Source organism: Parasedimentitalea maritima (genome assembly GCF_005771405.1).
Classification (GTDB): Bacteria; Pseudomonadota; Alphaproteobacteria; order Rhodobacterales; family Rhodobacteraceae; genus Parasedimentitalea; species Parasedimentitalea maritima.
In genome coordinates, this window is record NZ_VAUA01000001.1 from 613543 (window position 1) to 626051 (window position 12509).

General features: G+C 56.8%; 11 protein-coding genes. 2 read left to right on the forward strand and 9 right to left on the reverse strand.

Going from position 1 to position 12509, the window contains the following annotated elements; all coding sequences use genetic code 11:
* The first annotated feature begins 134 nt into the window (after positions 1 to 134).
* Positions 135 to 593 (forward strand): Lrp/AsnC family transcriptional regulator, encoded by a 459-nt coding sequence (locus FEE96_RS03070; RefSeq protein WP_138161518.1) that lies wholly within the window; start codon positions 135 to 137, stop codon positions 591 to 593.
* 73 nt (positions 594 to 666) lie between these two features.
* Here FEE96_RS03070 and FEE96_RS03075 read toward each other — a convergent pair whose 3' ends face one another.
* On the reverse strand, positions 667 to 1059 hold the full coding sequence (locus FEE96_RS03075; protein ID WP_138161519.1) for a DUF3307 domain-containing protein: 393 nt from the start codon (positions 1057 to 1059) through the stop codon (positions 667 to 669).
* A gap of 152 nt (positions 1060 to 1211) precedes the next feature.
* Between FEE96_RS03075 and FEE96_RS03080 the strand changes: the two genes are divergently transcribed.
* The gene (locus FEE96_RS03080; protein ID WP_171021590.1) at positions 1212 to 4256 is read left to right on the forward strand and encodes an ABC transporter transmembrane domain-containing protein; all 3045 of its coding nucleotides are present in this window, start codon (positions 1212 to 1214) and stop codon (positions 4254 to 4256) included.
* Positions 4257 to 4288: 32 nt separating this feature from the next.
* On the opposite strand, the gene FEE96_RS03085 is transcribed toward FEE96_RS03080, so the two are convergent.
* The 8 genes from FEE96_RS03085 to FEE96_RS03120 all read right to left on the reverse strand — a co-directional run bounded on the left by FEE96_RS03085 (position 4289) and on the right by FEE96_RS03120 (position 12397).
* The gene (locus tag FEE96_RS03085) at positions 4289 to 4573 is read right to left on the reverse strand and encodes an ArsR/SmtB family transcription factor (protein WP_138161664.1); all 285 of its coding nucleotides are present in this window, start codon (positions 4571 to 4573) and stop codon (positions 4289 to 4291) included.
* 126 nt (positions 4574 to 4699) lie between these two features.
* The gene (locus FEE96_RS03090) at positions 4700 to 5932 is read right to left on the reverse strand and encodes a mandelate racemase/muconate lactonizing enzyme family protein (RefSeq protein WP_138161520.1); all 1233 of its coding nucleotides are present in this window, start codon (positions 5930 to 5932) and stop codon (positions 4700 to 4702) included.
* Between the two features lie 93 nt (positions 5933 to 6025).
* On the reverse strand, positions 6026 to 7114 hold the full coding sequence (locus FEE96_RS03095) for a Zn-dependent alcohol dehydrogenase (RefSeq protein WP_138161521.1): 1089 nt from the start codon (positions 7112 to 7114) through the stop codon (positions 6026 to 6028).
* 78 nt (positions 7115 to 7192) lie between these two features.
* Positions 7193 to 8395, reverse strand: coding sequence for a TCR/Tet family MFS transporter (locus tag FEE96_RS03100; protein WP_138161522.1), 1203 nt, complete (start codon positions 8393 to 8395; stop codon positions 7193 to 7195).
* Between the two features lie 64 nt (positions 8396 to 8459).
* A complete protein-coding gene (locus FEE96_RS03105; RefSeq protein ID WP_138161523.1) occupies positions 8460 to 9806 on the reverse strand; it encodes a lyase family protein in 1347 nt (448 codons plus the stop codon).
* Positions 9806 to 10606: a 3-oxoadipate enol-lactonase gene (gene pcaD, locus FEE96_RS03110; protein ID WP_138161524.1), complete on the reverse strand. Its 801-nt coding sequence runs from the start codon at positions 10604 to 10606 to the stop codon at positions 9806 to 9808. The genes FEE96_RS03105 and pcaD overlap by 1 nt, the downstream gene beginning before the upstream one ends.
* An 82-nt stretch (positions 10607 to 10688) precedes the next feature.
* The gene (locus FEE96_RS03115; RefSeq protein ID WP_138161525.1) at positions 10689 to 11663 is read right to left on the reverse strand and encodes a threonine ammonia-lyase; all 975 of its coding nucleotides are present in this window, start codon (positions 11661 to 11663) and stop codon (positions 10689 to 10691) included.
* A 47-nt stretch (positions 11664 to 11710) separates the two neighbouring features.
* Positions 11711 to 12397 carry a haloacid dehalogenase type II gene (locus FEE96_RS03120; RefSeq protein WP_138161526.1) on the reverse strand — a complete coding sequence of 229 codons (687 nt, stop codon included), beginning with the start codon at positions 12395 to 12397 and terminating at the stop codon, positions 11711 to 11713.
* Positions 12398 to 12509: the final 112 nt, after the last annotated feature.

Sequence of the window (12509 nt, forward strand, 5' to 3'; positions counted from 1 at the left end):
CTTGCGCGATCTGTTGTGTTATCGAAATGATAAACCAGTATTTATGGATAATGTTTTCATTCTATCTGGCGCATGCTGAATTTTTGGGTAAATTGACCGGGCGTGGGGTGAGTTTCGAATTGAGGTTTCAATTTATGAAAATCGACGACCGAGATCGGCGAATTCTGACGCTTCTGCAACAGGATGCCCGTATGTCGAATGCAGATCTGGCCGAGGCGGTTGGTATGTCAGCCTCCGCGCTATGGCGGCGGGTGCGGGCCCTGGAAGCGGGCGGAGTGATTGAACGTTATGGGGCCATCGTCAACCCGTCAGCGATGGGATTGGGGTTTCAGGCCATTGTGCATGTGCACCTGACCCGGCACGACCCGGAAAAGCTTGTTGAGTTCATCCGCGCGGTTGAGGGCAGCGCCTTGGTGCAAGAGTGTTATGCAACAACAGGCCAGGCCGATTATCACCTGCGAATTTTGGCACCGGACCTGGAGGCCTATAATCTATTTCTGGAGCAGTTTCTGTTTCAGTTGCCCGCTGTGGCCAGCGCCCAAACCAATTTGGTCCTGCGCACTATCAAACACAATAAACCGGTGTCACCCTGATCAGGATCCGCCTTCATCTAGCCAGAAATATCCCGGGGTTTGGGGCAGAGCCCCAAGAGGGCAGCCCTAGGTATTAGGTCGCGACGTATTCAACCCAGGCCCAGACCATTGCCAGATAGGTCAAATGATGCAGCGCCTGATCTGTCCCCATAGCGCACCAGAACATACCCATCGTGGGGGTCAGCTTCTTGACCTCAGAGAAGCGGGCCTTGCAGTAATCGATGTTGAAATGGACAACCCATTCCAAGGCGCAGAGGGTTAAGATGAATGCGGTGGGGGCGCCGAACCAGACCAATACCAGAATTGAGCCAAGGGCATGCACAGCCGCGTGTTGGGCCCGCCCCATGTGCATATATTCACCCCGGCCAGACAGCATTTTGGGAGTTTGCATGTAGAAATCGGCAAACATATGCTTGATCTGAAACAGACACAGCAGCAGCAGTACAGATCCGACATATTCCGGCACGAGACGGTTTCCCTGAACAATGTAAGCTTCAGAAGCTTACGGATTTTTATGGCAATGGCAAACGGGCATTGAATAATGTTCCGCAACGGGATTTCAGTTATGGGAAATGCTCAAAACCATTGCCTGTTCTGGTGAAATCGCGCTAGGCATTAATGAAACATTTTTCTCAGCCACAACGGAGCCGTCCCATCGAGCGCTCGCTTTTCCGTTTCATCTGGAAATACTCCAAACGTGACCAGTTGGTTTTGCTGCTGGTAACTACGACGCTGTTTCCACTGCTATTCCTGACACTCGAACTTCCCAAGCGGATCATCAACGATGCCATTGGTGCGCAGACATCTACCATTGATGTGCTGGGCCGACCGGTTGAGCAGCTGAATTACCTTTGGTTGCTCTGTGGCGGGTTTCTATTGGCGGTGACGGTTCATGGTTTGATGAAAATGCGCATCAACACCATGAAAGGTGTGCTGGCGGAGCGCATGCTGCGGCGGTTTCGGTATCAGTTGATTGCCCGGGTTCTGCGGTTTCCACAGCCTTATTTCGAGCGGATCAGCCAGGGTGAACTGGTGTCGATGATCACCGCCGAAAGTGAGCCGATGGGGGGGCTGATGGGGGATGCCATCAGTCAACCTGTGTTACAGGCCGGGCAGATGATTACCATCTTGTCGTTCCTGTTTTTGCAAAACGTCTGGTTCGGGTTGGCCGCCGTAGCGCTGATCCCGTTGCAGGGCTGGCTGATCCCGATGCTGCAGCGGCGTATCAACCTGTTGAACAAGAAGCGTATCAAACAGGTGCGCGCGCTGGCTGCTGAAATCGGTGAAAGCGCTGCCGGGGCGTCTACGTTGCGGATCAACGGTGGCTGGCGTTACCGGATGGCGGTGATCACCGCGCGTTTGGGGCGGTTGTATGATATCCGCCTTGAGATCTACCAGAAGAAATTCTTTATGAAGTTCCTCAACAACTTCATCACGCAACTGACGCCATTTCTATTCTACGCTATTGGTGGCTATTTGGTGCTGCAAGGATCAGTTTCCTTGGGCGCGCTGGTGGCGGCACTGGCCGCTTACAAAGATCTTGCCTCGCCATGGAAAGAGCTGCTGGCCTATTACAATCAGACTCAGGACATGAGCCTGCGTTGGGATGTGATCATGGAGCGGTTTGCCCCATCCGGCATGGTGGACGAGACGCTGATGGTGGGAGAGCCTGACGACCTGGTGCATCTCAAAGGGGATGTCGTCCTGGACAGCGTCAACGTGCGTGATGCCGATGGCAATCTTGTGCTCGAAGATCTCAGTGCCCGACTGCCGGCGGGTAAAGTGGTGGGCATCGCAGCCCCATCAGAAGAAGACCGTCGCGCGATGGCAGAACTGTTGACCCGGGAGCTGTTGCCTTCGGTTGGAACTGTCTCGGTTGCGGGGCATGATTTGAGCAAGCTTCATCAGGCGGTTATTGCTGCGCGCATTGGGCATGCAACTTCGCGGCCGGTGCTGTTTCAGGGCTCTTTTGGTGACAACGTGATGATGCCGATGCGACCCCGGCCCAGCGGCGCGGCGCGTAACACTGTACAGTTTGAAAAAGCAAAGAAAGCGGGCAACAGCCCTGATCCGCATGATGCCCCATGGCTGGATCCATCCTTGGCCGGATTCACCACAGAGGGCGAGTTGCGCGATTGGTGGTTGAAACTGGTAGAGGGTATCGGTTCGGAGACCGCCCTGTTCAGACGTGGCATGGAGCAACGTTTCGATCCCAAAACACATCCGATTTTGAGCGGTCGGTTGGTAAAAGTGCGTGCGCAGGTGCAACAGGCTGTGCGCGATGCAGGCCTTCGCCAGCACACCTTTTTATTGAAACCTGATCAGTACAATCCGGCCTTGCCTGTGGCAGAGAACCTTCTTTACGCCACGCCACATGCGCCAATTACCGAAACGGTTCTGGCCGAGCAGACCGATTTTCTGGATCTGATCAAAGAGCTGAACCTGGATGAAGATCTGGTGGCATTGACTCAGGACGTGGTCGATATGCTGCGCCAGATTTTTGGCTTGGACGGTACTGACCATCCGCTATTCAGAAAATTGGGTCTAGAGCCATCTGCCTACGAAGCCGCCTTGGCGCTTGTTGAGAAAACCCGTTCCAAAGGTGCGGATGTGTTGGATCACAAAGAGTTGGCGCAATTGCTGATCGTTCCGTTCCGGATTTCAGCAGAACAGATTGGACCTGCCTTTAGCGAAGAGATGCAGAGTCGCATTTTGACGTTCCGCCAAAGTCATTCTACCCGGCTGATGGCAACGTTGGGCGATCTTTTCGTACCCTTGAGCATTGATCAGTTCGCACCTGGGCTGACGGTTATGGAAAACGCTCTGTTTGGCAAAATCTCTGACCTGGCCGGGGCCAAAGGGGATGAGCTACGCAAACTGGTGGCAGAGCTGTTGGTGGATCAGGGTGTTCGTGATTTGGTGGTTGAACTGATCTTTGATTTACCGATTGCGCTGGGTGGGCAGGGGTTGGCTGCCAGCTTTGCTGAACCGCTGGCCTTCTCGCGTGCCACAGTCAAACGGCCGGATATACTGATCCTAGATTCAGCAATGTCGAGTTATGATCTGGATACCCGCATATCGGTCCACAAGAACCTGCGTCGGTTGTTGCCGGATACCACTCTGATCTATCTTAGCGACAGTTTCGAAAGCCCCGAGGTCTTTGACGTCTACTACGAGTTGCGTCAGGGGCGGTTGGTCACTGATGAGGTCGAGGATGCTGTGGTTGAAGATGGAGCCGCCAGCGCCGATCTGGCGCGCAAGCTCCGGGCATTGGAACAGACCGAGCTGTTTTCAGGCTTGAATCGCCGTCAGCTGCGGTTGCTGGCCTTTAGTGCACGCTGGTATCATGCTGACGTTGGAGAGGTTGTTTTCCTGAAGGACGACGAGGCCAGTGACGGTGCCTATATGATCCTGGAAGGTGAGGCTGGGCTGTACCTGCCTGCTGAAGGGCAGGCGGACCGGTTGATTGCGACGGTTGGTCCCGGACGTTTGGTTGGTGAATTGGGCCTGATCCGTAAAGAACCCCGGTCGTTGAGCATGATCGCCCAAAGCGATTTGACCTGTCTTCGTATCGGAGAAGAGGAATTCTTTGCCGTGGTCGAGAACGACGCGGCCACTGCGTTCAAATTGCTGCAGGTTGTGGCTGGGTATGTATCAAACTGATTGTGGTTTGTGATCGTGGCCCAGCTAGATCTCTACTCAGAGCTGCAGAACAGGCCATATAATAGATTGATCATCTGTTCGGTATTGCCGTCATTTAGTGAGTAAAAGATGGTCTTGCCATCGCGCCGGGTAGCAACCAGCCCATCGTCGCGCAATCGGGCCAACATCTGGCTGACAGCGGCCTGACGAATATCCAGCAGGGCCTCTAACTCTCCAACAGATTTTTCACCTGCGCTCAGGTGGCACAGGATCATCAATCGCCCTTCGTGTGCCAGAGTCTTGAGAAAGGCGGCAGCTTGAGCCGCGCTCTGGGACATGTCTGTTGGCGGATCTGCCGCAATCTGTTCGGGGGGCTGGGAGGTCACGTCACGTTGGTCCTGCTGAGGTTGCTCGCTATATAGTGCCTCAACCGGAATAGGGAAGTCACCCCCCTTGTCATTCCCCTATTCGTCCAATGGTGGAGCGCCTCCAGCGAAACTGTTTGGTCCAACATAACTGCAGGGGGCTTCTTGCATATTGAGATGAAGATCAGCGCCAGTGAAGGGGTGGGCGCGGGCCAATGCCTCGTCCACCTCAATACCCAGTCCCGCCGCCGTGGGCGGGGAAATGAAACCTTCTTCGACTTGGATCGTGCCTTTGATCAGCTCGCTATGAAAGGGTGTTTCGATGCTTTCCGCCATCAGGATGTTGGGGATCGAGGCCGCCAGCTGGATGTTGGCCGCCCATTCAATGGGTCCCGCATAAAGATGAGGGGCGATCTGGGCGTTGTAGACTTCGGCAAGGGTAGCGATTTTCTTGGTTTCCCAGATACCACCAGAACGGCCCAAGGCCGGTTGCAGGATGCTGGCGGCACCTGACCGGAGAACCGGTGCAAACTCGGCTTTTGTTGTCAGCCTTTCGCCGGTTGCAATCGGGATCTTTGTTGCACTCGCAACTTTCGTCATTTCGTTGACATTGTCCGGTGGGACAGGCTCTTCGAACCACAAGGGTGCGTAGGGTTCGATGGCCTGTGCCAGCCGGATGGCACCAGCGGTGGTGAACTGGCCATGGGTGCCAAACAACAGATCGGCGCTGTCCCCGACCGCCTCGCGGATGGCTTTGCAAAAGGCGGTGGACGTCGAGATATCTCTCATCGCAGGCATATGGCCGCCGCGCATTGTATAAGGTCCGGCTGGATCAAATTTTACCGCTGTGTATCCCTGCTCAACTAGTCTGGTTGCGCTCTCTGCGGCCATCTCGGGTGAGGCCCAGAACTCTGACATGCTGTGGTGGGGGAGCGGGTAGAGATAGGTATAGGCGCGGATGCGATCATTCATCCGGCCGCCAATCAGGGCATGCACGGGACGATCCCGGTCCTTGCCCAATATATCCCAGCAAGCGATTTCCAACCCGGAAAAGGCCCCCATCACCGTCAGGTCTGGACGCTGTGTAAATCCCGATGAATAGGTCCGGCGAAACATCAACTCGATGTTTTCAGGGTTCTCGTCTGCCATGTGGCGGTCAAAAACGTCCCGGATGACATGGGTCATGGCCTCTGGCCCAACCGAGGCAGCGTAACACTCGCCCCAGCCGGTGATGCCGGTATCAGTGGTGAGTTTGACCAATATCCAATACCGCCCCCCCCAACCCGGAGCTGGTGGCGCGGTGACGATGACATCGAGATCTTGCAGTTTCATGGGCTGAACTCTCGTTTTGCGTAGGGTGTGTGCTTGCACGCACCACTGCGGGAAAAGGTGCGTGCAAGCACACACCCTACAATGGAAACAGGTTCAGCGATTGAACAGGATGACATTGCGCTTGGCGCTGCCGGTTTTTGTATCCGCAATTGCTTCGTTGATTTGTTCCAGCGACCAACGACCGGAAATCAATTCATCCAGTTTTAGCCGACCTTGTTGATACAGGTCGATCATCCAGGGAATGTCCCGTTGGATAACCACATCCCCCATTTTGGAACCAATCAATCCCTGACCCACGGCAGCCAGCATCACGGGTTCATAGCTTGCCTTGGCGCCGGAATGCGGCATGCCAATCATGATGGCCTTGCCGCCACGAGCAAGATATCGCGGCGCCTGCTCGTAGGCTGGAATCGCGCCAACGGTGATCAGCACCGCGTCTGCGCCGCGCCCGCCAAGCGCCTTGTAGGACGCGCGCCAGGGTTGGTCCTGGGTGGCCAGAACGCCATGGGTCGCACCGAATTCCTTGGCAATCGCCAGCTTGTCTTCGCTCATGTCTACCGCAACAATGCGGCGCGCCCCTGCGATACGGGCCCCCTGAATGGCATTGAGTCCCACACCGCCAGCGCCGATCACCACGACATCCTGACCTGGGCGCAGCTGGGCAGCATTGACCACAGCACCAACCCCCGTGATCACCCCGCACGAAATCAGTGAGGCGACGTCTTTGCCCAGATCATGTGGGATTTTCACGATCTGCCGTTGGTCCACCACGACCTTTTCGGCGAAGGCTCCACAGGCCATGGCCTGCTCCAGCGGTTTACCGTCGGAGGTCTGTAGGGGGCCTTCGCCGTTGTATGATGTTTCGCAGATTGTAGGCTTGCCGCCCGCACAGCTGGGGCAAGTGCCGCAGGAGCGGATCAGGGTGACCACAACGGGATCACCGGCAGAAAAATCCGACACACCAGAGCCAACAGCGCTAATGACCCCGGCGGCTTCATGTCCATAAACTGCGGGCAACTGCCCCCCCCATGCTCCTTCGGCATAGGAAATATCGCTGTGGCAGATCGCAACCGCATCCAGGGTAACCTCGACTTCACCCATGTCAGGTGCCGCCAGTTGCACCTCCTCGACTACCAATGGTGCGCCAAATTCGTGGCAGACTGCGGCCTTGATGGTTTGCATGAAATTCTCCCGTTTGTTGCCAATACGGTGACCCGCAACCGCGGATGCCGCAAGACAGAAAACGTCAAGAACAGGTCGTTATGACGCTACGGAGGTTTTGGTGCGCAGAAAAATAAACAACCCTATTCCCATCAATCCCAATGCAACTAGAAACGGCGCGCCGGGGAGGTAGATGGGGGCACCTTCGCGACTGAACTGAGCAAAGACCGAGGCCATCATCATTGGGGAAATTATCATCGCCAGCGCGTTGACGGCGGTCATAACGCCTTGCAATTCACCCTGTTGATTGTCGTCGACCATTTTCGACATGATCGCCTGTAATGCGGGGGTCACCACGGCACCCATCGCGGTGATTGGGGTCAGGATCAGCGCCAGCACGCCACTGGTGATGAAGGCCAGAAAACTGAAACCGACAAAATCAAAGATCTGACCGTAAATGACGGCATTGCGTTCGCCGAAGCGGCGGATCACATGGCGCAGCAATCCCCCCTGCACAAAGGCCATCATCGAGCCAAAAATGGCTAATGACACTCCGATCATCTGTGGCGACCAGTTAAACCGTTCTTCGGTGAAATAGGACCAGATGGCCGGATAGACATAGATCGAAACGGAATACAGGAAATAGACCCAAAGCAGGCGTTGGATGCCGGGGATACGCGCCATGGAGCGGAACGCACCAAAAGGATGTGCACGACGCCAGTCGAAGGCGCGTCGGGTTTTGTCGGTGACGGTTTCGTTCATCACAAACCAGCCAAGGGTGAAGTTCATGGCGGCCAATATGGCGGCGGCGTAGAAGGGCGCGCGGGTGCCCAATTCGCCCAATAGACCGCCAACCAGTGGACCCAGCACAAAGCCAACACCAAACGCGGCGCCCAACATGCCAAAGTTGGCGGCTTTTTCTTTGGAATCAGAAACATCCGCCATGTAAGCCCCAGCCGTGGCATGGGTGGCCGCCGTGATGCCACCGATCAGACGCCCCAGAAGGAGCAGCCACATGGTATGGGCCAGCGCCATCAGCACATAGTCCAGCACCATGACAAACAGGGACAATAACAGCACAGGTCGACGGCCATAGGCATCAGACAGGTTGCCAAGGATCGGGCTGAACAGGAATTGCATCACCGCAAAAGAGGTGGCCAGAATACCTCCCCATAGGGCTGCATCGGCCAGGCTGCCGCCCTGCACCTCAACAATCAGGCCAGGCATGATTGGCATGATCAGACCAACGCCCATAGCATCGATCATCACGGTGGTCAGGATAAACAGAAAGGGCAGGCGCATCGTTGGTCATTCTCTGGTTAGATTGGACGCAACCGTAGCGGCGGCCTGCAGCAGGGGGAAGGTGTCAGGAGGCGGGATCTGCTAGAGATGCCGCAACGTCGGTGGCAAAACGCCGGGCTTCGGTTGGGGCCTGTCCCAGTTGTTGGCCAGCATCAAAGAGAGCGGCGGAATCCAGTTTTGGATAGTCGCGTTTTACCAGTGTGCGCAGGGGGGTATCCGTAACTGCGGCTTCTTTGCACAGCGTTTTGGTGATGGCCTGCGCCTCGGGGCGAGGCAGGGTTTCGGCCAACGCAAAACTAAGGGCTTCGGCGTGGATCATGTCGAGCCCGGCGTTTAGTGCAGAGTGCATGGCGGCAGAGTTGGGCGTGATACCGGCAGACAGCTCGCGGCTGACCCGTGCTGCGCTTGCTGAAGCAAGAACAATCTGCGGCAGGCACAGCCATTCGCTGAACCATGCGGCGCCATCGCGTTGGTGTTGGTGCATGGAGGCAGAGTGCAGTACAGACATCAAGGCAGTGTTCTGCCTGGCCAAGGCAATCAGAACGGAAGGCGCTACCGGGTTTTGTTTTTGCGGCATGGTCGAAGAGGAACCGGACCCACCCAAAACGAGTTCTCCAATGCCGGTCTGAACCAGAGCGGTGCAATCTTCACCAATTTTGCCAAGCGCCAGATTTACGCGCAGCATCCAGTCCGCAATGCGCAGAACCGGACTGCGGTCAGTGTGCCAACTACGGCCCGGATCCCCCAGTGATAGGGCCTTTGCAAGTTCCGCACGCAGATCTGCGGATTGCGCGCCCAAAGCCGCTGCCGTGCCCGCCGCGCCGGACAATGAAACCAGCAAGCAGGTGTCGCGCAGGCTGGGAAGTTCTTGCAAGAGCGCCAACAAAGGCGCACCCCAACTTGCGGCAACCGCGCCAAAACTGGTGGGTGTCGCATGTTGACCGTAGGTGCGGGCGGGCATCGGTAGGGCGGCGTGAGCGTCGGCCAGCTTAGCCAACGACTGGGTTGTGGATAGAAGATCGGCCTCGATCAGCATCAGCGCCTGACGCAGACGTAACATCAGGCCCGTGTCCATGATGTCCTGTGATGTGGCGCCCCAGTGGACATATTGCGCGTGTTCGGGAGCATTCATTTCTGCACGAAATGCGGAGACCAATCCCGGCACCGGCACGCCGTTTTGACCAGTTGGTTTGTGCAGGTTGGAAGGATCTACCTGCACCTCCATCACGGCGCGTGAAATGGCAGCGGCGCTGTCTGCGGGGATCACCCCGGCGGCCCCTTGAACCTTGGCCAAGGCCCCTTCCACCAGCAACATGGCGCGGACCTCGGCGCTATCGGTGAACAGCCTGCCAGCATCGCCGCTGGTAAAAAGGTCGCCATAAAGCTGGCTGTCAAAAACGGAGGCTGCCATTAGGTGTCCTTTGCAATGTGGCCGGTTTCATCAAGAAACCTGGACAAGAGGGCTGCATATTCAGCAGGCTGTTCAACACAGGGCAGGTGGCCTGCCTTGCGGATCAGAGAGAAGGAGGAGCCGGGGATCAGGTCAATTGTTTCGCGCACCAGATCGGGTGGTGTGGCGCCATCCTCAGATCCAGCGATGCCCAGTGTGGGCAGACGCAAACCGCTGGTTGGGGTGTAGAAATCAGTGCCGGCAACGGCTGAACAACAGCCCGCATACCCAGCGGCGGATTGTTGAACCAACATATTGCGCCACAGGGTGATGTCCGGAGAGGTGCGAAACCCGCGAGCAAACCAGCGCTCCATGATCGCATCGGCCAGCGGCTCTATACCGTTTTGGTTCACAGCCTGGACGCGCTGCTTCCACATATCGGCGGTGCCAATTTTTGCTGCGGTGTTCGACAAAACCAGCGCGCGGATTTGGTCCAGCCGTTTCACGGCCAGGCCCTGTGCGATCATGCCGCCAATGGACAGCCCGACAAACATGCAGTCCCGGATGTTTAGTAAATCCAGCAGTTGCTCGGCATCCCGGATCAGCGCACCCATGGAATAGGGCGCGGGTGGCTCCGAGGAAAGCCCATGGCCGCGCAGGTCATAGCGGATCAGCTTCAACCCGGCTGGCAGCAATGGCAGCACTGCATCCCACAACCTCAGATCGGTCCCCAGCGAGTTGGCAAAGACAACCGGCGCGCCATCCGGATCGCCATCAACCCGATAGTGTAGCTGAACATTTCCCAGATCTGCGATGTGCATGGTTTGCCTCTTTGTATTGTTTGGCGCACATGTAACCGGGGAGGTGCTGGGGGGTAAAGGGCGAAGCCACAGGCTAGATGCGTCAAGTGAAACGTTGAAGCGCCTCGGTGAACATTGCGGGGTCCACATTGCCGCCCGTGGCAACCACCATCACCGTTTCGTTGTTCAGTTTGTCACCGTGAAACAGGGCTGCGGCCAGGGAAACGGCACCGCCGGGTTCCAGCACGATCTTCAACCGCGAAAATGCCAGCGCAGTGGCGTGCAGGGCTTCGTCTTCGCTCACAACCAAGCCAGCGCCGCAGAGCCGCTTTAGGATGGGAAAGGTGATTTGCCCCGGTTCGGGTGTCAGAATGGCGTCGCAGATCGAACCAGCAGTCTGCGTGTTGCGCTCAATTTGACCTGATGCCAGAGAGCGGGTGACGTCATCAAACCCATGTGGTTCACAAGGACGGACCTGCATCTGTGGAGCGCGGGACTCCAGCGCCAGCGCTATGCCCGAGGTCAGACCGCCGCCGCCGCAATTGACCAGAACCTCGCCTTCGGTGACGCCCTGTTCGGCCGCTTGGCTGGCAATTTCTAGTCCAACGGTGCCCTGACCGGCGATCACCAGTGGTTCGTCAAACGGCTTAATCAGCGTCAGGTCCCGTTCGGTTGCAAGGCTTTGACCAATGGCATCACGATCTTCGCTGGCGCGATCATACAGCACGACCTCGGCACCCAAAGCGCGGGTGTTGTCGATTTTCAGCTTTGGCGCATCGGCTGGCATCACAATCACGGAAGGAGCGCCATGCAGGCTGGCGGCATGGGCAATACCCTGTGCGTGGTTACCGCTGGAATAGGCGATGACGCCTTTCTTGCGTGCAGCCTCATCCAGTGCAGACAGGGCTGACCAGGCGCCGCGAAACTTGAACGATCCGGTATATTGCAGGCATTCCGGCTTTACCAGAACGCGACGCCCGGCGATGTCATCCAGAAAGGGAGAGGACAACAGAGGCGTTTTCCGGGCGTGGCCCTTTAGTCGCGCTGCGGCGGCTTCGATCATGGCAATGGATGTCATGGTGCAGACTTTCTTGGGTAGTGTCTTGGAGTTCTTGTTCAGGCTATCTAGCCAGCGGCCAGTTCCGGAATTGTCGTGAGGTCAGACAGAATATGCCGGGGTGTCCAGGGGAGCCTGTCGACGGGTTCGTTTGCGCGATTGGCCCAGGCGGTGATGAACCCATACCCAGTGGCAGCCGCGGCATCCCAACCGTTAGAGGAGACAAACAGCACTTCGTTCTTGGTACAGCCAAAACGAGCGCCGACCAGATCGTAGACCCGTGCATCAGGTTTGAAGATGCCGACACTTTGAACCGAGAGCACATCGTCCAGCACATTGCCGATGTCGGCAGATTGCACCGCGCCGTCCAACATGGCTGGAGACCCATTGGAGAGGATCGCGGTGTTTAGCCCGGCCGCTTTCAGGACCTTTAGCATTGCAGGGACCTCGGGATAGGCTTGCAACTGCCAATAGAGATCCAGCAGCCGTTGTCGCAGTTCGTTGTCACCATTCAACCCGGTGGCCTCGAGCGCCCAATCCAACCCGTTTTGCGTGACCTCCCAAAAATCGGCATGGGCGCCAGTGATTGCACGCAGCCAAGTGTATTGCAGTTGCTTCTGCCGCCAATGGTTGGCCAATTCAATCCAGCTGTCGCGCAGTTGCGGGAAGTCCGGCTCTGCAGCGGCCTGTCGGGCGGCGGCTGAAACGTCAAACAAGGTGCCATAGGCATCAAAAATACAGGTTGTGATTGGCATGTCGTTCTCCCTTGCGGGAACAGTGACACAGGCCTGTGCAGGGGGGAAGCAGGATATTGTATGCCACACAAAGACCTGAACCGCTGTGCTTGGACTTTACATTTTGCGGTCA